The sequence below is a fragment of the Collinsella sp. TF10-11AT genome (assembly GCF_003437565.1).
GTDB lineage: Bacteria > Actinomycetota > Coriobacteriia > Coriobacteriales > Coriobacteriaceae > Collinsella.
In genome coordinates, this window is sequence record NZ_QSQW01000006.1 from 82902 (window position 1) to 102828 (window position 19927).

Genomic DNA, 19927 nt, shown 5'->3' on the forward strand with positions numbered 1-19927 from the left:
CAATGATCATTACTCTGTGTGGTGGCGGATCCACCTTTACCCCCGGCATCGTCAAATCCATCGCCCTGCGCAAGGACGAGCTCGACGTTGACGAGATTCGTCTGTACGACATCAACGAGGAGCGCCAGCGCAAGATCGGCGTGCTCGTGGACTGGATTTTGCACGAGGACCTCGGCCTGGACATCAAGCTCATGGTGACCACCGACAAGGAGACTGCCTTTACGGACGCGAGCTTCGTGTTTGCCCAGATGCGCGTGGGCGGCTATGCCATGCGCGAGCAGGACGAGAAGATTCCGCTGCGTCACGGCTGCGTGGGCCAGGAGACCTGCGGCTGCGGCGGCCTTGCCTACGGCATGCGCACCATCTTCCCCATGGTCGAGCTGATCGATGACGTTGAGAAGTACGCTAAGAAGGACTACTGGATTCTCAACTACTCCAACCCTGCTGCCATCGTGTCCGAGGGCTGCCGCGTGCTGCGTCCCAACGCTCGCATCATCAACATCTGCGACATGCCGATCGCGATCATCGACGTGGTTTGCGCCGCACTCGATATCGACAAGAAGGATGTCGAGTACGATTACTTTGGCCTCAACCACTTTGGTTGGTTCACCTCGATCCGCCACAAGGGCGAGGAGGTGCTCCCGCAGCTGCGCGAGTACATCAAGGAGCATGAGATTCTGCTGCCCGACTCCTACCTCAAGGGCATGGGCTCGCTCATGGCAAAGAAGCCCGAGGAGGCCACTGACGAGCACCCCGAGCAGAACCGCCACACCAAGGGCAGCTGGTACTACGTCTGGAAGGGCGAGTACGAGATCATGGAGTGCTTCCCGGAGTACCTGCCCAACACGTATCTGAACTACTACCTGCAGCAGAAGGAGTTCGTCGAGCATTCCAACCCCGAGCGCACCCGTGCTAACGAGGTTGAGGAGACGCGTGAGAAGAACCTCTTCGACGGCATCGACCACTACGAGAAGACGGGCGAGATCGACGAGAGCACGTTCTATGCGGGCAGCCACGGCGACTGGATTGCCGATTTGGCTATCGCTCTGAAGAACGACACCAAGCAGCGCTTCCTGGTCATTTGCGAGAACAAGGGCGCTATCCCCAACATGCCCTACGACGCTATGGTCGAGCTGCCTGCCTACATTGGCAAGAATGGCCCCGAGGTCATCAGCCGCGACAACATTCCTCTGTTCCAGCAGGGCCTCATGATGCAGCAGCTGAACTCCGAGAAGCTCGTGGTCGAGGCTACGATCGAGGGTTCTTACGAGAAGGCGCTCAAGGCCTTTACGCTGAACAAGACCGTGCCTTCGATGAAGGTCGCCAAGGAGGTTCTCGACGACATGATCGAGGCCAACAAGGGTTACTGGCCCGAGCTTAAGTAAAAGCAACAGGGTCGCTGGCCGCATACCTGGAGCAATGCCCCGTCCACGTGATTGCGTGGGCGGGGCATTGTCATTTGGTAACGCGTTTTACCAAATATGGCATTTATCTGCGGTAATGTTCTATTTCACCGCCGAGGGTGACATTTCATACCGCCTGCCGAACTGCGTGGAGACCTAACAACTTTTTAGGTCAGTGTTGTGCGTGTAGCAACTTCGCCCGGCCTCGCCTCCGGGCTGCCATGTGAGAGGGGATCTTATGGCTCGACTGCACGTAATGGAACGCAGCCACGCTCAGGCCGTCATGGACGACCTGCACGATGCGCTCGGACGTCGTCTGGCGGTGAGTTCGCTCGCCCCGTGCCCCGTTGAGTTTACGGCAGCGCTCGTCAATCTGTGCTCCACCCAGAGCTGCGGCAAGTGCACGCCCTGCCGCGTGGGCCTGAGCGCGCTGAGCGACCTGCTCGCCGATGTGCTCGAAGGGCGCGCCGATGAGTCCACGCTCAACTTGATTGAGCGCACCGCCCGCACCATCTATCTTTCGAGCGATTGCGCCATCGGCTACGAAGCTGGCGCCATGGCACTCACGGCCATTCGCGGCTTCCGCGACGATTTTGAGCATCACATCCGCGAGCGCTCCTGCGGCTTTGACCGCGAGGCCCGCGTCCCGTGCGTTTCGGGCTGCCCGGCGCACGTCGACATTCCCGGGTACATTTCGCTGGTCGAGGCCGGCCGCTATGCCGACGCCGTCAAGGTCATCCGCAAGAACAATCCGCTGCCGCTCGTCTGCGGCCTGGTGTGCGAGCATCCCTGCGAGATGCACTGCCGCCGTGGCATGGTCGACGACCCCATGAACATCCTCGCCCTCAAGCGTTTTGCCGTCGAGCACGGTGAGCTCAACGACCACAAGCCGCATGTAGTGGACAACACCGGCAAGCGCGTCGCCGTGATCGGCGGCGGCCCGGCCGGCCTTTCCTGCGCCTACTACCTGGCCGTGATGGGCCATAAGGTGACCATCTTTGAGCAGCGCCACCACCTGGGCGGCATGCTGCGCTATGGCATCCCCAGCTATCGTCTGCCGCGCGAGCGCCTGCAGGCCGAGATCGACTGGATTTTGAGCGCCGGCATCGACGTTGAGCTCGATCACTCCGTCAACGGCGAGGAGCTTGCCCGCCTGCGCGACGAGTTCGATGCCGTCTACCTGGCCATTGGCGCCCACAGCGATAAGAAGCTCGGCCTTCCGGGCGAAGAGGCGCCCGGCGTGGAGTCGGCCGTCAAGATGCTGCGCGCCATCGGTGATGACGAGCTGCCCGACCTGAGCGGCCAGCGCGTGTGCGTCATCGGCGGCGGCAACGTGGCCATGGACGTGGCGCGCTCTGCCGTGCGCTGCGGTGCCGAAAAGGTGAGCATTGTCTACCGCCGCCGCATCTGCGATATGACGGCTCAGGACGCCGAGATTGCCGGTGCCCAGGCCGAGGGCTGCGAGGTTCTGGAGCTGACGGCGCCGCTCGCCATCGAGACGGGCGAGGACGGTCGCGTGAGCGGCCTGCGCGTGCAGCCGCAGATTATCGGCGAGCCCCGTCGCGGTCGTCCGGCCCCGCGTGCCGCCGCCACGCCCGAGCGCGTCATTCCCTGCGAGCGCGTGTTCGTGGCCATTGGCCAGGACATCGATTCCAAGCCGTTTGAGGACATGGGCATCGTCTGCAAGTGGGGTCGCGTCGTCACCGATTCGGATGGCGCCGTGCCCAACTTCGACGGCCTCTTTAGCGGCGGCGACTGCCAGACCGGTCCCGCCACCGTCATCCGGGCCATCAACGCCGGCCGCGTTGCTTCGGCAAATATCGACCGCTACCTGGGCTTCGACCACAAGATCAAGCTCGACGTTGAGCTGCCGACCGTGCAGTTTAAGGGCAAGCACGAGTGCGGCCGCTGCGAGCTGGGCGAGCGCGAGGCCGGCGAGCGCATCCGCGATTGGAATCTGGTCGAGCAGGGCCTTACCGAGGAAGAGGCACGCCAGGAGGCAAGCCGCTGCCTGCGTTGCGACCACTTTGGCTTTGGCGCGTTCCGCGGAGGGAGGAACCTGGAATGGTAGAGCCCAACAAAACCACTGTCAGCGACAACACCGAAAGCGGAGCACTCAACATGGTCAAGCTCACGATCGATAACTGCGAGGTCGTGGTGCCCGAGCACACCACGATCCTGGATGCGGCCAAGTCCGTCGGCATCCAGATTCCCACCCTGTGCTATCTGCGCGATCTGAACGAGATCGGCGGCTGCCGTGTGTGCGTGGTCGAGGTTGAGGGCTGCGACCAGCTGGTTGCCGCCTGCAACAACTACGTACTCGACGGCATGGTGGTCCACACCAACAGCCCCAAGGCCCGCGAGGCGCGTCGCACCAACGTGCAGCTGCTGCTGTCCCAGCACGACTCGCGCTGTACGAGCTGCGTGCGCAGTGGTAACTGCAACCTGCAGACCATCGCCAACGACCTGGGCATCTTCTATCTGCCGTACGAGCAGCACCTGGCGCGCGAGGGCTGGGACTTCGACTTTCCCATCATCCGCGACAACGACAAGTGCATCAAATGTATGCGCTGCATCAAGGTGTGCGAGAGCGTGCAGGGCTTAGGGATTTGGGACCTGACCAACCGCGCCACGCATACCGCCGTGGGCACCCGCGGGCGTGCGCCGATCGGCAAGACCGATTGCGTCGCGTGCGGTCAATGCATCACGCATTGCCCGACAGGCGCGCTGCGCGAGCGCGATGACACCGAGGCCGTGTTCGACGCTCTCGCTGATCCCGACAAGATCGTGTTGGTGCAGATCGCGCCGGCCGTGCGTAGCGCTTGGGGCGAGGAGCTCGGCATTCCGCGCGAGGAGGCCACCGTCGAGCGCCTGGCCTGCGCACTGCGCCGTGTGGGCTTTGAGTACGTGTTCGATACTGATTTCTCGGCCGACCTCACCATTATGGAGGAGGGCTCCGAGCTGCTCGAGCGCCTGGGTAAGGCCGCCAAGGGCGAGGGCGACAGCCGCGGCTGGCCCATGTTCACGAGCTGCTGCCCGGGCTGGGTACGCTTTGTGAAGGCGCGCTATCCGGAGTTTGTTGACAGCCTGTCCACGTCCAAGTCGCCGCAGCAGATGTTTGGCGCTGTCGCCAAGACTTATTACGCCAAGGTTCTGGGCGTGGAGCCCGAGCGCCTGTTTGTGGTGTCCGTGATGCCGTGCACGGCCAAAAAGGCCGAGTGTGCGCTGTCGAGCATGGTGGGCGAGGACGGCGCGCCCGACGTGGACGTTGCGCTGACGGTGCGCGAGATGGTACGCATGATCCGCGCAAGCCACGTGAGCGTCGGCACGCTGGTCGAGGAGCCGCTCGATACGCCGCTGGGCTTTGGCACGGGCGCGGGTGTGATCTTTGGCGCCACGGGCGGCGTGATGGAGGCCGCCGTGCGCTCGGCATATTACCTGGTGACGGGCGAGAACCCCGACGCCGACTTCTTTACCGACGTGCGCGGCCTGGACGGCTGGAAGGAAGCCGTGGCCGATATCGATGGCACCAAGGTGCGCGTCGCCGTGGCACACGGGCTGGGAAACGCTGCCCGTCTGCTCGACGCGATTCGCGACGGCCGCGTGAGTTATGACTTCGTTGAGGTTATGGCATGCCCGGGCGGCTGCGTCGGTGGCGGCGGTCAGCCCATCCATGACGGCTGTGAGCTGGCAGCCGAGCGCGGCCAGGTACTGTGGGGCCTCGATGCGAACGCCAAGATTCGCTTCTCGCACGAGAATCCCGATGTCCAGGCGTGCTATCGCGAGTTCTTGGGTGCGCCGCTGTCGCCGCTGGCCGAGGGATTGCTGCATACCGACCATCACGCATGGACGATGCCTAACGAGGGGACGTGCTAGCGATGCGCGCGTTTGATTTTGAAATGTCGCGCCGGGGATTTGCCTCGGCGCTTGCCGCGGGCGCGTTGTCGCTTGCGCTGGTTGGCTGTGGCGGCGGAGCTGCGGGGGCGAGGTCTTCTGCGGGTTCGGCTGCTGGGTCTGCGGCGAGTGGCGCTGCCGCTGAGTCGGTCGAGGTGCGCGTTGCCTCGCTCAAGGGACCGACGTCGATCGGTCTGGTGCAGTTTATGGACCAGGCTGCCGATGGCGAGACGGACAATGAGTTCGACTTTGCGATCAGCGCCGCGGCCGACGAGATTGTGCCCAAGGTCATTCAGGGCGATATCGACATTGCCCTGGTGCCGGCCAACTTGGCGAGCGTGCTCTACAACAAGACCGAGGGTGCGGTGCAGGTCATCGACATCAACACGCTGGGCGTGCTGAACGTTGTGACGGGCGACGCAGGCGTGGCCTCGTTTGGCGATCTGGCGGGTCGTACCGTCTACATGACGGGCAAGGGCACCACGCCGGAGTACGTCATGAACTACCTGCTGGAGCGCGCGGGCCTGACCGGTCAAGTGACGCTCGAGTTTAAGAGCGAACCCACCGAGGTGCTGTCGGCCCTGCTTGCCGACCCGTCCGCCGTGGGCGTGCTGCCGGAGCCATTCAAGACCGCTGCCATCGCCAAGAGCGAGGGCAAGCTGTCGGCACCGGTGAGCCTGACCGATGTGTGGGACGAGCTCGCGGGTGACACGGGCTCCCGTTTGCTGACGGGCGTGACCGTGGTGCGCCGTGCCTTTGCCGAGGAGCATCCCGAGGCCGTTGCGGAGTTCTTGAGCTGCCATGCGGCGAGCGTTAAGGCTGTCAATGCGGCGCCGGCAGACTGGGCGCAGGCCGTGGTCGATGCCGGCATCGTGGACAACGCCAAGATCGCCGAGAAGGCGATTCCCGGGTGCATGCTTGTCTGCCAGACGGGCAAGGATATGAAGGCGGCGCTCTGTGGGTACCTGCAGGTGCTGGCCGATGCGGACGCGAGCGCCGTGGGCGGTAAGCTCCCGGCCGATGATTTCTACTACATGGAGTAGCCCGTGCGTGCGTTTGCTCGACAAATGACAGAGCGTATGAAGGCGGTGTCGGCAGCAGGTGCCGTCGCCGCCTTTTGGCTTGCTGTGTGGGTGCTGGTGGCGGCGCTGGTGGCGCAGCCGCTGATTTTGCCGGGGCCGGGTGCTGTTGCCTTGGCGCTGCTGCGCCTGATATGCGATGCCGGCACGTGGGCGATTCTGGCGGGCTCGGGCGCGCGGATACTGGGCGGGCTGGCGCTTGCCGCGGTATGCGGCGGTTTGTTGGCCGGGATTTCTGTACGGTCGCGGGCGTTTGCCCGCTTGGTGGCGCCGGCGCTTTCGTTTGTTAAGGCGACGCCGGTTGCCTGCGTGGTGGTCCTGCTGCTTATTTGGTTGGGGTCGGCACGTGTGAGCATCGCGGCGGTCTTTTTGATGGCGCTGCCGGGCGTATATTTCTCACTGGTCGAAGGCTTGTCGCAGGTGGATAAGCCACTGGAGCAGATGTTCCGTCTGCATGGCGTGCGCGGCTGGCGACTGTTTTGCGCCCATACCTGGCGCGAAGTCCTGCCGTTTGTGCTTTCGTGTGCGCGTGCCGTGATCGGCATGAGCTGGAAGGCCGGTGTGGCAGCCGAGCTGATCGGCATGGCGGTGGGCACCGTGGGTGAGCGCATCTATCAGGCGAAGCTTTTGATTGAGACGGCTGATCTGCTGGCGTGGACCGTGCTGGTCGTTGCCGCCTCATGGGCGTGCGAGCGCGTGCTGGTGTGGCTGCTGCGGGTTTCGGGGCCCGTGGCGTGGGGTGCGGCCGTGCGGGCGCATGGGCATGGGCTGCGCGGGCGTGCGAGGGCTGCGGGCGATGGCGCTGCAGCGGAGCTTGCGCTTGCCGTGGGCGATCGCGCGCCCTGGGCGCCGGCGCTCGACGGGCTGGTGCTCAACGTGCCCGCGGGTGGGCGTATCTGTGTGATGGGCGCCTCGGGTGCGGGTAAGTCGACGCTCCTTGCCCTTGCGGCAGGGGAGTGCGCACCGTGCTCGATGGTGTTTCAGGATGCACGCTTGGTCGAGTCCGCCTCGGCGCTGGATAACGTGCTGGTGTGCGCCGATGCACGCGTGGACGCCTCGAGTGCTGCGGCCCTGTTGCGCTTGCTGGTGCCGGGGGTCGATGTGCATGCTCGCGTGGCCGAGCTTTCGGGCGGGCAGCGCCGTCGTGTCGAGATCGCTCGAGCCCTGCTGTGTCCGGGCGGCGCGGTGATTCTTGACGAGCCCTTTACCGGTTTAGATACCGCTGCGCGCGACGCATGCGCCGAGGTCGTGCTCGACTTGCTCGACGGCCGCATGCTCCTGCTTGCCACGCACGATGTCGCCGACGCTCAGGCCCTCGATATCTCGGATATCATCACGCTCTAAATACTAACTCAGCAACAAAATGATCCGTTTTCCTTCGTCCCCATGGGGTCGGGTGTGGTATTCTATCTGCGGGGTAATACTTAGGAATACCAAGTAATACCAACGCCGTAGAAACAAACTCCAGATGCGGGCCAATCGGGTTGCCTTCACAGCCCGTCGCCCAGCCGCGTGGCCCGCATCTATCCGCACTACCGTCGTTTCAAAAAGGAAGCGCCATGGCAGAACACATGACCCCCGTAGTCGCGAAGGTCTTGCCCGAGGAGAAGGCAGCCTTCGCGGCGGCAACCCAGCTCGTGGGCACCACGCCGTCCAACGCCATCCGCATGTTTATCGCCGCGTTCAATCGCTGCGGCACCTTCCCGTTTGACATCTCGCCCAACGGGGCTTTTGGCACTGCGCCCGATTCTCATCAATAATGACTGTCCCAAACTGCCGGCATTTGGGGACGTTCCTTTTCTGCCGGCAGTTAAGGAACGTCCCTAAGTGCCGGGTTTTGAGGAGGTTGGCATGCTCAATGCGATGATTTGGGCGCTTGCCTGTTTTGGCGTCGTCGCTGCCGATATCGCCCTGAGCGTGGTTTTGTTCTCCGCTCTGGGCGTCGCATCGGTGTTCATGGGCTTTTCGATTGACGGCCTCGATATTCAATTGCTTCAGGCTGTCGCGCAGACGGCATCGTTTTTAATGGCGCTGCTGTGGTGGCGTTATCTGTGGCCGCGTTCGTTTATGGCACGCCGGCAATGCGCGCATCCGCTCGGCGGGGGAGCGCGTGGGGCGTGGAAGCGCATCGCCTGCGTTATCGTGATCGGCCTTGCCCTGCAGGTGGTCGTTGGCTACGTGACCGACGCCGTGCTGTCGCTGTTGCCCGAGGCTGCGGCCGACTACAGCGAGCTTGTCGAGGAAACAGGCATGGGCGACACCAGCTATCTCGCCGTCCTGACTACGGTGCTCGGCGCCCCATTTTGTGAAGAGCTGCTGGTACGCGGCATTATTTTTGAGTTTTCGCTTCGAGCGTTTAATCCGCAGTGCCGCCCACTTTGGAAGCGCCGGCGTCGTGCGGGTGCGCAGGACGGCGCCATGGTGCCCTGGGCGGCCCCGAGCACGTGGGGTATCACCGCGGCGATTGTGCTGCAGGCGGCAATCTTCGGTTTTATGCACATGAATTGGGTGCAAGGTTGCTACGCGGGTGCCGCTGGCCTCATCTTTGGTTGGGTGCTCGTGACGACCGGAAAGCTCCGCTACACGATCCTGCTGCACTTCGCCTTTAATGCCGGGTCGTATCTCATGACGTTGCTCTGGTTTGTGAACACGCCGTTCGACGTGGCAATTACGGTCGCCATCGCCGGCGTCATCCTCGTTGAGGCAATGCGGTCGCTGCGCCGCGCGTGTGGGATGGATGCAGCGAGCGCACCGCTGCCCTAGTTGCGACGCCCGCCGCCGTTGGCGCCCTGTCGCCCCTGGGCCGCGCGATTGCGCCCGGCGGTGTTCTGCGCACGCGACATGCCACCGTGCCCCTTGCTGCCTTTGGGTCCCTTGCCAGCGCCGCCAACGCCACCGTGGGCCTTGCCGCCCTTCTTGCCGGTGCCATGCCCCCCGCCGGCAGATGTCTCGCCCGGGCGCGGCGGCACGGGGCGAATCAGGCAATGCTTGGTGTAGCCAATCAGATCGCGGCGGCCGGCTTTTTCCAGCGCCTCACGCACGAGCTTGTAGTTCTCGGGCTTGCGGTATTGGATGAGCGCACGCTGCATGGCCTTCTCGTGTGGGTCGCGTGCCACGTAGATCGGCTTCATGGTGCGTGGGTCCACGCCGGTGTAGTACATGCAGGTCGACATGGTGGACGGCGTGGGGTAGAAGTCCTGCACCTGCTCGGGCATGTAGCCCATGTCGCGCACGGCCTCGGCAAGGTCCACGGCTTCCTTCATCGTTGAACCGGGGTGGCTCGAGATTAGGTACGGCACCACATACTGCTTGAGTCCGTATTCGCGGTTCAGGCGTTCAAATTTACGGCAGAACGCGTCGTAGACGGCGCGGCTCGGCTTGCCCATCACGGAGAGCACCGCGTCGCTCACGTGCTCGGGCGCTACGCGTAGCTGGCCCGAGACATGGTGTTCCAGCAGCTCGCGCAAAAACTCGTCCGAGGCGTCGGCCATGGTGTAGTCAAAGCGGATGCCGCTGCGCACGAAGACCTTCTTGACGCCTGGCAGCTGGCGCAGGTCGCGCAACAGCTGCGTGTAGCCGCTCTCGTCGACCACCATGTTCTTGCACACGCTCGGCCACAGGCAGCGCTTGTTCTTGCACACGCCGTGCTTGAGCTGTTTGTCGCAGGCAGGACGGCTAAAGTTGGCCGTCGGTCCGCCCACGTCGTTGATGTAGCCCTTAAACTCGGGGTCGCGCGTGAGTAGCTCGGCCTCGCGCATAATCGAATCGTGGCTACGCATCTGCAGCACGCGGCCCTGGTGGAAGGTCAGCGCGCAAAACGAGCACTCACCAAAGCAGCCGCGGTTAGAGCTGATGGAAAACTTGATCTCGGCAAAGGCCGGCACGCCGCCTGCCGCGTCGTAATCGGGATGCCAATCGCGTGCGTAGGGGAGTTCGGCAACCTCGTCCATCTCATCGGTGGTGAGCGTCGCCGACGGCGGGTTCTGCACCACATAGACGCTGTTGGGGTAGGGCTCTACCAGGCGGTGTCCGGTGATGGGATCCATGTTCTGCTGCTGCACATTAAAGCTGCGCGCGTAGTTGAGCTTGTCGGCGGCAAGGTCGTCCCAGCTGGGCAGCAGGTCGTAGTCGTAGACCTCGTCGAGCGAGTTGGTACGGTAGACGGTGCCGTTGATATAGGTGATTTGGTCGACGGGCAGGCCCGCGTCGAGCGCGTCGGCGATCTCGACGATCGCGTGCTCGCCCATGCCGTAGATGAGGATGTCGGCGCCCGAGTCGAGCAGCACCGAGCGCTTGAGCTTATCCTGCCAGTAGTCGTAGTGGGCCAGACGACGCAGGCTCGCCTCGATGCCGCCGATGATGATGGGCGCGTCCTTGAACGTTTGGCGGATGAGGTTGCCGTAGACCGTGACGGCGCGGTTGGGGCGGTGCCCCTCTTTACCGCCAGGGGTGTAGGCATCGGTGTGGCGACGATGCTTGGTCACCGAGTAGTGATTGACCATGGAGTCCATGTTGCCGGCGGAGACCAGAAAGCCCAGGCGCGGCTCGCCGAGCACGGTGATACTGGCGGGATCGGTCCAGTCGGGCTGACAGATAATGCCCACTTTGTAGCCGTGTGCGTCGAGCACGCGGCTGACGATGGCCATGCCAAAGCTGGGATGGTCCACGTAGGCGTCGCCGCAGATGTAGACGAAGTCGCACTGGTCCCAGCCACGCGCATCCATGTCGGCGCGGCTGACGGGGAGGAACTTGTCGCGGCCCGGACGCCAGGGGCGGACGGGTGTCGCCTTGACGGTTGTGGCCTGTGCCTTACCGCCGCGCTTTTGCTGCTGGCCCTGTTTGCCCTGCTGACTGCGCTGGTTGTTCTGAGCGTGCTGAGGCTTTTTTGCCACGATCCCTCCCGGTGTTTGTATGCTGCACGTAATTGTAACCAGTCTTTTTAGGACGGGGCTAAAAAGACTGGTGGAGTACACGAGGTCTCGGGTGTCGGTGCCGCGCCCGCCGTTTGTTTCCAGACTGTGTATCTGCGCGTTGGAGAACCCGTCTCGCGCGTACGCCATGTTGTCAATGGGTTACAGTATGAACGGCGGCTATGTTTCCGCCAACGCACGAGAGAGTCGTCAACAAGGAGGATGCACGACGATGCAGCGTGCCAAACAGATATCGGAATCCATTGAGCTGGGCATCATCTTGGCGCTCGCCGGTGGCTTTATGGATGTGTATTCGTACATTGGGCGCGACCATGTTTTCGCCAACGCGCAGACGGGCAACATCCTGCTGGTGGGCGTGAGCATCTCGGAGGGCAATTGGGCACTTGCGGGGCGTTACTTCTTCCCTGTGGTTTCGTTTGCTGTGGGCATTATGCTTGCCGACCTGGTACACGAGCGTTTTGGCAGCGTGATCCACTGGCGTCAGGTGACGGTGTTCTTTGAAGCCGTCATCTTGCTGGGCGTGAGTTTTATTCCCGGTGGCGATTTCAACCTGCTCGCCAACTGCCTTACTTCGTTTGCCTGCGGTATGCAGGTCGAGAGCTTCCGCAAGATTCATGGACACGGCATCGCCACGACCATGTGTATCGGCAACCTCCGTAATGCCTTGCAAAACGTGGACGACTACATCATTACCCACAAGCGCGGCTTTTTGGAAAACGGCCTGCTGTACTTTGGCGTGATCTTTACCTTTGTGTTTGGCGCCGTGTTGGGCAACTGGTGTATTGAGCGCATGGGCCTGCACGCCATCGTCGTGGCGAGCGTGCTGCTGTTTGTCGCGTTTGCCATCATGTTTATCGACCGCGAGCGCGACTTGCGTTTTCGCTGGAAGGTTGCGGCCGAGGCTTGGAAAGAGGGCTGCCGAAAGTAACCGAATGCGGCAAAGAGACAGCCCCTTTGCCGCATTATTTTTCATCTCTATGTAGTACAGCTTCAGGAGCCAGAAAAAAACTATCTAGCTCCTGAATGTTGTTACGAACTGCTTTTTGCAATTTATTCGAGATGCTCTTCAATCCGAGCCCTCAGAAGGGCAATGGCTGTGGGTATTCCAATTGCGGCGGCTAATTCGGCTTTATCCAAAACCTGTATGTTAAAGCACGATTGTTTATCACATTGAAGGACGTTAACTGAAGATAGCTTCACTTCCCGTTGACTGAATATATCGTAATCTCCAAATAGGAAGTTACCTTTTATTGTGTAATTCGGTATGTTCGTTACGCACTTCATCTCAAGTCTGTTTAGGCCATAATCGAACACCGCAACTTCCTTGTGTTCGATGATGAGCGCAACCCTGGGCATGTTACTAAAACCACCGTCGACGACAGTAAAGAGCTTTTCATTTGCATCGTCATAAACGGTGTATTTAAGACTCAATAGCTGTCCTAGTGGACCCGTGAACCCATGTCTTTTGATGTTGAGGTTGTCTCCCGCTGGGTTGACGAGAGCCAGAGCATGCGGATAAGGGTTACCTTCAATTGAGATTCGATATTCGTTTGTAGCCGTCTTGCTCGATTTAGGACCAGTAGCCTTCACGCGTCATCGCCTCGATTGAATTGGAACCGTCTTCTGCTTCGTGCGGAGAATTACGCTGTATGTTGCAGTACATGCAGCTGCAATAACCGCATGGGCAATTTCTAACAAAATGAATGACACTATTTGCTGCATGCATATTAATTACTATAAAGTATCCTTTTATAAACGTATTGTCAAACATATATTGCTAAAACAGAAACAATTTATAGACTGAGTTGGTCGTATTCTTTGGGCAATTGCTCCTATAATCTAGCCTTCGCTGCAGTCGGGAGGGAAGGACTGGGGCTCCGTTATTATGTTGAAACGCTTTAACACTTTTGACGTTCTCATGCATTTTTTGTTTCAAAAGCGTTAGGATGGGACTCATAGCGTGGGGCGTAATGGGCGCCCCGCACACGATGGGAGGCTATCAATGGCTAATCGTTTCGTTCTCAACACCATTTCTTATCATGGTTCTGGCGCCATCAAGGAGATCCCCGGCGAGCTCCAGCGTCGTGGCTACAAGAAGATCTTCGTCTGCTCCGACCCCGATCTGGTCAAGTTTGGCGTTACCGCCAAGGTAACCGACGAGCTCGACGCCGCCGGTATTGCTTGGAGCCTCTACTCCGAGATTAAGCCCAACCCCACCATCCAGAACGTCAAGGACGGCGTCGAGGCCTTTAAGGCCGCCGAGGCTGACGCTATCGTGACCATCGGTGGTGGCTCCTCCATGGACACCGCCAAGGCTATCGGCATCATCATCAACAACCCCGAGTTCGCCGATGTCCGCAGCCTCGAGGGCGTTGCTCCGACTAAGAACCACGCTGTGTTCACCATCGCCGTGCCGACGACCGCCGGTACCGCTGCCGAGGTGACCATCAACTACGTTATCACCGACCCCGAGAAGGTCCGCAAGTTCGTGTGCGTCGATACCAACGACGCCCCCGAGGTCGCCGTCGTCGACCCCGACATGATGGCTTCCATGCCCGCCGGCCTGACCGCTTCCACCGGCATGGACGCTCTGACCCACGCTATCGAGGGCTACACCACCAAGGGCGCTTGGGAGCTCTCCGACATGTTCCACTTTGAGGCTATTAAGCTGATCAGCGAGAACCTGCGCGACTCCGTTGCCGAGGCCAAGTCCGGTCAGCCCGGCTCCGGCCGCGAGGGCATGGCTCTTGGCCAGTATGTCGCCGGCATGGGCTTCTCCAATGTCGGCCTGGGCATCGACCACGCCATGGCTCACACCCTGTCCGCTCACTACGACACCCCGCACGGCGTCGCTTGCGCCATGCTGCTGCCGATCGCTATGGAGTTCAACAAGCCGGTTTGCGCCGAGCGCCTGGCCAAGGTTGCCGTTGCCATGGGTGTTGACACCACGGGCATGAGCACCGACGAGGCTGCCGACGCCGCCATCGCCGCCGTCAAGCAGCTCTCCGCCGACGTGAACATCCCGCATGTCTGCGAGGCCATGAAGGCCGACGAGATCGAGGTCCTGGCCAAGGACGCCATGGCTGACGCCTGCTTCCCGGGCAACCCGCGCGAGGCGACGCTCGACGACGTCATCGAGCTCTTCAAGAAGATCTGCCCGGCTGCTTAACCTGGTTCGGCGGGCCCCGCCCGTTAGCCCCAGAATCGTCCTCGGACATGTCGGAGGCCCCGCTGCGCACTACGTGCGGCGGGGCCTCCTTCTGTCCTGCGGAAAGATTCTGGGGCTAACGGGCGGGGCCCGCCGGCTCGTTGTCGTGGCGGGCGCTGTTCGGAAGAGCTCGATGGGTCATCTCGCTGGGTAAATATTTGTGCGTGATGGTATCGTTGTTGGGGCTTTTACTGATTACGGGATGTTGACTTTGGAGTTGTGGATGGTGTCCCAAATGGATTCTACGCTTGGTTTTATTACTGACCAGCTTAAGACGCTGACTTCTATTGCCTCGCCTACGGGCTATACCCGTGCGGCTACTGACTATCTAATGGAAACGTTGCGCGATATGGGCTTTGGCCCCGAGCGCTCCAATAAGGGCAACGTGTTGGTTGAGCTTGGTGGTGAGGGCGAGCCGCTTGTCCTGGCGAGCCATGTCGATACCCTGGGCGCTATGGTGCGCTCCATCAAGGACAATGGTCGCCTGCGTCCCACGACGCTCGGCGGGCATCAGTGGTCTACGGCCGATGGCGAGAACTGCACCGTTTATACGCGCGATGGCAATAACTACACGGGTGTGGTCCTCAATACCGAGCCTTCGGCGCATGTGGCCGATGAGCCGGTCAAAACCATCGAGAAGAACATGGAGATCTTGCTCGACGAGAATGTCGACAGTAAGGACGACGTGCTTGAGCTGGGTATTCAGACGGGCGATATCATCGCTATGGATCCGCGTACCACGGTGACGGAGAGCGGCTACATTAAGAGTCGCTTCCTGGATGACAAACTGTCGGCGTCGATTCTACTGGGTCTGGCCCGCGCCGTTGCTGACGGCGAGGTGACCCTTTCGCGCAAGGTTTCGCTGCTCTTTACGGTGTACGAGGAGGTCGGCCACGGCGGTGCCTTTGTGCCGGCTGACACGCGCGAGATGATCAGCGTGGACATGGGCTGCGTGGGTGACGACCTGGGCTGCACCGAGCGCATGGTTTCGATTTGCGCTAAGGATTCGGGTGGCCCCTACAACTACGACCTGGTAACCACGCTGTCCAACATCGCGCGCGAGCTCGAGCTCGATTACGCCATCGACGTGTACCCGCATTACGGCTCGGACGTCGAGGCCACGCTCTCGGCCGGCTACGACATTCGCCATGGTCTGATCGGCCCCGGCGTGTACGCGAGCCACAACTACGAGCGCAGCCACATCGACGGCGTGCGCAATACCTACGAGCTGGTTCGTGCCTACGTTCAGCGCTAGACGCATCGACAATGCTCATCGAGCCTGCCGCCCCGGTTGTTGCAGCGATGCCAGCCGGGGCGTCCTCTATAACTTGCGGTGGCGGGGAGCTGTTATTTGATGGCTGACGTAACGGTGCCGCCGCCCAGGACGATGTCGCCGCGGTAGACGACGACTGCCTGGCCGGGGGCGATGGCTCGCTGTGGCTCGTCAAAAGTTAGCAGCATTTGCCCGTCTTCGCCACGTGTAAGGGTTGCTGCCTGGTCCTTTTGACGGTAGCGGTACTTGGCGCCCACGCGGATGCCGCCGGCATCCAGCTCGGCCTCCATGCGGTCGGCAGGGGCGCTCCAGATCCAGTCGTTGGCCGTGAGCGCCGTGGCCGTCAGGTCCTCTGCCTCGCCCAGATGTACGGTGTTGTTGACGGCGTCGACACCCGTTACGTACACGGGATGCGCCATCGCGACGCCCAGGCCCTTGCGCTGGCCGATGGTGTAGCGCAGCGCGCCGTTGTGGCGCCCGACCACGCTGCCGTCGCGCCACACAATGTCGCCCGGTGCAGCGGGATGTTCGCAACGGCGCTCGATATAGCCCGCGTAGTCACCGTCTGGAATAAAGCAGATGTCCTCGCTTTCGGCCTTCTGGGCGTTGGTAAAGCCCTGCTCGGCGGCTATGCGGCGCACGTCGCGCTCTTTGTCTAGGCCTGCCAGCGGAAAGATCGTGTGCGCCAGGCGCTCCTGCGTGAGCGAATACAAAAAGTAACTCTGGTCCTTTTTGGGGTCCTCGCCGCGATGCAGCTGCCAGGTGCCGTCGGGCGCCTGGCTCGTTTTGGCATAGTGGCCTGTGGCGATGTAGTCGCAGCCCATATCCAGCGCCGCATCCAGCAACGCGCCAAACTTAATATGGCGGTTGCAGATGATGCACGGATTGGGCGTCAGCCCCTCCTGGTAGGCGTTCATAAAACGCTCGACAACGTTGCGGTCGAAGGTTTGCTGCAAGTCGAGCACGTGATGGGGTATCCCCAGGCGCTCGGCGACGGCCTTTGCATCGGCGATGTCGCGGTCGACCTTACTCATGCCCGTGGTGGGATCGGGCGCGGGGCAGGTGAGGCGCATGGTGGCACCGACACATTCGTAACCCTGACTTTTGAGCAGATACGCGGTCACGCTGGAATCGACGCCGCCGCTCATGGCGACGAGCACGCGCTTGTTGTGCATGGGGAGGTTCTCCTTGGTGGCATGTGGCCAAAAAAGAAAAGCGGCGCGGGAGGCTGGTTCCGCGCCGCAGACATTGTAGCAAGTTCGGGCGTCCTGTGGGACACCCTGTTGGGATGAGCTCAGGCTGCCAGAAGAGAGGGGAGACCGGCGTGCCTTGGACTCGTTCTAAGAACGAGAGCTCTAGTCCTGGAAGAGTGCCGTGGACAGGTAGCGCTCGCCGGTGTCGGCGAGCAGCGCCACGATGGTCTTGCCCTCGTTCTCGGGGCGCTTGGCCAGCTGCAGTGCGGCCCACACGGCGGCGCCGGACGAAATGCCCACGAGCACGCCCTCCTTGTGGCCCACGGCGCGGCCGGTGGCAAAGGCGTCGTCGTTCTCGACGGGGATGATCTCGTCGTAGACCTGGGTGTCGAGGACGTCGGGCACAAAGCCGGCACCGATACCCTGGATCTTGTGCGGGCCGGCTTGGCCCTTAGAGAGCACCGGGGAGGTGGCGGGCTCGACGGCGACGACCTGAATCTCGGGGTTTTGCTCCTTGAGGAACTCGCCCACGCCGGTCACGGTGCCGCCGGTGCCGACGCCGGCGACGAAGATGTCGACCTTGCCGTCGGTGTCGTCCCAGATCTCGGGGCCGGTCGTGGCCTTGTGAATGGCCGGGTTCGCGGGGTTCACAAACTGGCCGGCGATGATGCTGTTGGGGGTCTCCTTCTGCAACTCTTCGGCCTTGGCGATAGCGCCCTTCATGCCTTTGGAGCCGTCGGTGAGCACGAGCTGCGCACCGTATGCCTGCATCAGCTTGCGGCGCTCGACGGACATGGTCTCGGGCATGGTGATGATCACCTTGTAGCCGCGGGCGGCCGCCACCGAGGCGATGCCGACGCCGGTGTTGCCGCTCGTGGGCTCGATGATGGTGTAGTCGCCGCCACGCACGAGCTTGCCTGCCTTCTCGGCCTCGTCAATCATGTTCTTGGCGACGCGGTCTTTAACGGATCCGGCGGGGTTGAAGTATTCCAGCTTGACGAGCACGCGGGCCTTGAGGTCCTCATCGGCCTCAAAGTGGGTGAGCTCCAGGAGCGGGGTGTGGCCGATAAGCTGATCGATGGACGTGTAAACCTTGCTCATGATGAACCTCCAAAGTGTTCAAATGACTGGATACCGTGTGGTTTTACGGTGTGTCTAGCAGCTAAACCCATAAACCTTATAGGTTGTTCGTTTAGCTGTTGGGAAGCATAGTAGACACCAAAGCCTAGTAATGCAATAGGAAATAGGAGATTATTGCAAGTTGATTAACCATCTTGACCGGAACGGGTATTTTCAAAGCCAATTTTTCGGCTAGAATTTCAACGGACTAAAAGACCGAAAGGCAGCTATATATATGTTGGTTTCCACAAAGGGCAGATATGCCCTGCGCGTTATGGTCGACCTGGCCGAGCACCAGGCGACAGGCCGTATCCCGCTTAAAGAGATTGCGGCGCGTCAGGGTATTTCGGAGAAGTACCTCGAGAATATTCTGGCTACGCTCGTGCGCGCCAACATGCTCTCGGGCATGCGCGGCAAGGGCGGCGGCTATGTGCTCACGCGCCCGCCCGAGCAGTACACGGTGGGCGAGATCTTGCGCCTGACCGAGGGCAGCCTGGCGCCGGTCGCCTGCCTGGATGGCGACTGCAAGGGTTGTTCGCGCTCTGACGAGTGCCCCACGCTCGACGTGTGGAAGAACCTGGACAAGCTCATCAACGACTACCTCGACGGTGTGACGCTTGATCAACTTGTCGCTCCCAACGAAGGCTACGACTACGTGATCTAGCCCACCTGCCATTTGGGGACGGGGTGGAAATGGCAGATTCTCTCGCCCTTTGAGACTTGGCAAATAAGAAGGCCGCCCATTTTTGCGATGGGCGGCCTTCGTTTTGGGCTGTTGAGACGGGCGCGGTCGGAATGGCCGTTTTAGCCCTCGGCGATGCTGTCGAGGATGCTGCGCATGATGGACACCAGGATGCTGCCCATAAAGGCCGATCCAAAGCTGGCGATGGAGATACCCGCGCCCAGCAGATTGACCGACAGATAGCTGGCCAGCTCGAGCATAAAGCTGTTGACTACGAGCTGAAAAATACCCAGCGTAATGATCGTGAGCGGCAGCGAGATGACCGTCAGGAACGGCTTGACGAGCGAATCGACGATGTTCAGGAACAGTCCCACGAAGGCGAAACAGACCCAGGCCTCGGCAAAACCGAAGGGCTGGATGCCGGGAACGAGGAACGTGGCAATCGCGATGGCGATCGAGGTAAAGAGCCAGTTAAGCATAAAGCGCATGGTGTGAATCCTTTCTTGCGCAGGGTGCGTCGGTGTCGCGTGAAGCGGTTTGCTGCGGCAGCTTGGACGGCCGCTCGGGTGTGCCGCCTTGTTCGGCCGCCCATTGTCTCAGATATTCGTGGAGCTTACGTGCGCATTCGGTTTCAAAACGGCGTTCGTCCTAGAAAATGCGCCGCTGGCAGAGAGTTTTGTCGCTTTAGTTTGGTGGTGTGCTAAACTGCTACGGGCAAAAGCCACACGCGTTGCCCTATTGCATAGAACGGGCGAACGATGCCCGATGTCAGTATCAACTTCGATGCCTTTTGGCGGGTTTGGCGGTGATCGATGAATATCGAGAACATGTTTGACAAGCCTGATGTCAAGCAGCTGGTCCACGCATTTAGTCTTTTGGATGACGAGAAGGATATCCAAGCGTTTTTGACCGATATCTGCACGCCGCGCGAGATCTGCGATCTATCGCAGCGTCTGCAGGTTGCGCGTTATCTGGATGAGGGCGAGCCTTATGTTGAGGTTCAGGCCCGCACCGGCGCTTCGTCCACTACGGTGAGCCGCGTTTCAAAGGCACTCAACGGCGAGTACGGCGGCTATCGCAAGATCCTCATCAAACTGGAGGATGGCGAGTAGGCCAGCGGCAACAAACGAATTGCGCAGAACCGT

General features: G+C 61.2%; 17 protein-coding genes. 12 read left to right on the forward strand and 5 right to left on the reverse strand.

The genetic code is table 11. The annotated features are described in order from the left end of the window. Positions 1–2: 2 nt before the first annotated feature. The 7 genes from DXC99_RS05725 (at position 3) to DXC99_RS05755 (ending at position 9139) form a co-directional block, all read left to right on the forward strand. Positions 3–1385, forward strand: a complete 1383-nt coding sequence (locus DXC99_RS05725) for a 6-phospho-alpha-glucosidase (protein ID WP_117629575.1) — start codon at positions 3–5, stop codon at positions 1383–1385. 256 nt (positions 1386–1641) lie between these two features. Continuing rightward, a complete protein-coding gene (locus DXC99_RS05730; protein WP_117583958.1) occupies positions 1642–3474 on the forward strand; it encodes an NAD(P)-binding protein in 1833 nt (610 codons plus the stop codon). A gap of 50 nt (positions 3475–3524) precedes the next feature. After that, complete coding sequence (locus DXC99_RS05735) at positions 3525–5279, forward strand: [FeFe] hydrogenase, group A (protein ID WP_117584000.1); 1755 nt, start codon at positions 3525–3527, stop codon at positions 5277–5279. A 2-nt stretch (positions 5280–5281) separates the two neighbouring features. Continuing rightward, positions 5282–6340, forward strand: a complete 1059-nt coding sequence (locus DXC99_RS05740) for an ABC transporter substrate-binding protein (protein WP_117629576.1) — start codon at positions 5282–5284, stop codon at positions 6338–6340. Between the two features lie 3 nt (positions 6341–6343). Further along, positions 6344–7720, forward strand: coding sequence for an ATP-binding cassette domain-containing protein (locus tag DXC99_RS05745; protein WP_147329347.1), 1377 nt, complete (start codon positions 6344–6346; stop codon positions 7718–7720). 215 nt (positions 7721–7935) lie between these two features. After that, a complete protein-coding gene (locus DXC99_RS05750; RefSeq protein ID WP_117583961.1) occupies positions 7936–8136 on the forward strand; it encodes a hypothetical protein in 201 nt (66 codons plus the stop codon). A 91-nt stretch (positions 8137–8227) separates the two neighbouring features. Beyond that, positions 8228–9139: a CPBP family intramembrane glutamic endopeptidase gene (locus tag DXC99_RS05755; protein WP_147329348.1), complete on the forward strand. Its 912-nt coding sequence runs from the start codon at positions 8228–8230 to the stop codon at positions 9137–9139. Here DXC99_RS05755 and DXC99_RS05760 read toward each other — a convergent pair. Beyond that, entirely contained in the window at positions 9136–11268 is a 2133-nt protein-coding gene (locus DXC99_RS05760) for a YgiQ family radical SAM protein (protein WP_233503843.1), read from the reverse strand. The two genes, DXC99_RS05755 and DXC99_RS05760, sit on opposite strands and share 4 nt — an antisense overlap. Before the next feature lie 250 nt (positions 11269–11518). Between DXC99_RS05760 and DXC99_RS05765 the strand changes: the two genes are divergently transcribed. Then, positions 11519–12235 carry a YoaK family protein gene (locus tag DXC99_RS05765; RefSeq protein WP_089572184.1) on the forward strand — a complete coding sequence of 239 codons (717 nt, stop codon included), beginning with the start codon at positions 11519–11521 and terminating at the stop codon, positions 12233–12235. Between the two features lie 122 nt (positions 12236–12357). Here DXC99_RS05765 and DXC99_RS05770 read toward each other — a convergent pair whose 3' ends face one another. After that, positions 12358–12897, reverse strand: coding sequence for a hypothetical protein (locus DXC99_RS05770; protein ID WP_147329349.1), 540 nt, complete (start codon positions 12895–12897; stop codon positions 12358–12360). 412 nt (positions 12898–13309) lie between these two features. Here DXC99_RS05770 and fucO point away from each other — a divergent pair, with 412 nt between their 5' ends. Both fucO and DXC99_RS05780 read left to right on the forward strand, forming a co-directional pair. Then, the gene (gene fucO, locus DXC99_RS05775; RefSeq protein ID WP_022094861.1) at positions 13310–14476 is read left to right on the forward strand and encodes a lactaldehyde reductase; all 1167 of its coding nucleotides are present in this window, start codon (positions 13310–13312) and stop codon (positions 14474–14476) included. Between the two features lie 274 nt (positions 14477–14750). After that, entirely contained in the window at positions 14751–15770 is a 1020-nt protein-coding gene (locus DXC99_RS05780) for a M42 family metallopeptidase (protein WP_117583964.1), read from the forward strand. 92 nt (positions 15771–15862) lie between these two features. Here DXC99_RS05780 and mnmA read toward each other — a convergent pair whose 3' ends face one another. After that, entirely contained in the window at positions 15863–17086 is a 1224-nt protein-coding gene (gene mnmA, locus DXC99_RS05785) for a tRNA 2-thiouridine(34) synthase MnmA (RefSeq protein ID WP_255413309.1), read from the reverse strand. A 57-nt stretch (positions 17087–17143) separates the two neighbouring features. Further along, positions 17144–18082: a cysteine synthase A gene (gene cysK / locus DXC99_RS05790; protein ID WP_089572177.1), complete on the reverse strand. Its 939-nt coding sequence runs from the start codon at positions 18080–18082 to the stop codon at positions 17144–17146. A 253-nt stretch (positions 18083–18335) separates the two neighbouring features. Between cysK and DXC99_RS05795 the strand changes: the two genes are divergently transcribed. Continuing rightward, a complete protein-coding gene (locus tag DXC99_RS05795) occupies positions 18336–18764 on the forward strand; it encodes an Rrf2 family transcriptional regulator (protein WP_117564502.1) in 429 nt (142 codons plus the stop codon). Positions 18765–18904: 140 nt separating this feature from the next. Here the strand turns inward: DXC99_RS05795 and DXC99_RS05800 are convergent, their stop codons facing one another. Further along, positions 18905–19270 carry a phage holin family protein gene (locus DXC99_RS05800; RefSeq protein ID WP_055250947.1) on the reverse strand — a complete coding sequence of 122 codons (366 nt, stop codon included), beginning with the start codon at positions 19268–19270 and terminating at the stop codon, positions 18905–18907. A 324-nt stretch (positions 19271–19594) separates the two neighbouring features. Between DXC99_RS05800 and DXC99_RS05805 the strand changes: the two genes are divergently transcribed. Then, the gene (locus tag DXC99_RS05805; protein ID WP_022094855.1) at positions 19595–19894 is read left to right on the forward strand and encodes a YerC/YecD family TrpR-related protein; all 300 of its coding nucleotides are present in this window, start codon (positions 19595–19597) and stop codon (positions 19892–19894) included. Positions 19895–19927 lie beyond the last annotated feature (33 nt).

Excerpts from the sequence above, each read along its gene's own strand:
- DXC99_RS05725 (WP_117629575.1), top strand. The coding sequence starts at position 3 with ATGATCATTACTCTGTGTGGTGGCGGATCCACCTTTACCCCCGGCATC.
- DXC99_RS05730 (WP_117583958.1), top strand. The coding sequence starts at position 1,642 with ATGGCTCGACTGCACGTAATGGAACGCAGCCACGCTCAGGCCGTCATG.
- DXC99_RS05735 (WP_117584000.1), top strand. The coding sequence starts at position 3,525 with ATGGTCAAGCTCACGATCGATAACTGCGAGGTCGTGGTGCCCGAGCAC.
- DXC99_RS05740 (WP_117629576.1), top strand. The coding sequence starts at position 5,282 with ATGCGCGCGTTTGATTTTGAAATGTCGCGCCGGGGATTTGCCTCGGCG.
- DXC99_RS05750 (WP_117583961.1), top strand. The coding sequence starts at position 7,936 with ATGGCAGAACACATGACCCCCGTAGTCGCGAAGGTCTTGCCCGAGGAG.
- DXC99_RS05755 (WP_147329348.1), top strand. The coding sequence starts at position 8,228 with ATGCTCAATGCGATGATTTGGGCGCTTGCCTGTTTTGGCGTCGTCGCT.
- DXC99_RS05765 (WP_089572184.1), top strand. The coding sequence starts at position 11,519 with ATGCAGCGTGCCAAACAGATATCGGAATCCATTGAGCTGGGCATCATC.
- fucO (WP_022094861.1), top strand. The coding sequence starts at position 13,310 with ATGGCTAATCGTTTCGTTCTCAACACCATTTCTTATCATGGTTCTGGC.
- DXC99_RS05780 (WP_117583964.1), top strand. The coding sequence starts at position 14,751 with ATGGATTCTACGCTTGGTTTTATTACTGACCAGCTTAAGACGCTGACT.
- cysK (WP_089572177.1), bottom strand. The coding sequence starts at position 18,082 with ATGAGCAAGGTTTACACGTCCATCGATCAGCTTATCGGCCACACCCCG.
- DXC99_RS05795 (WP_117564502.1), top strand. The coding sequence starts at position 18,336 with ATGTTGGTTTCCACAAAGGGCAGATATGCCCTGCGCGTTATGGTCGAC.
- DXC99_RS05800 (WP_055250947.1), bottom strand. The coding sequence starts at position 19,270 with ATGCGCTTTATGCTTAACTGGCTCTTTACCTCGATCGCCATCGCGATT.
- DXC99_RS05805 (WP_022094855.1), top strand. The coding sequence starts at position 19,595 with ATGAATATCGAGAACATGTTTGACAAGCCTGATGTCAAGCAGCTGGTC.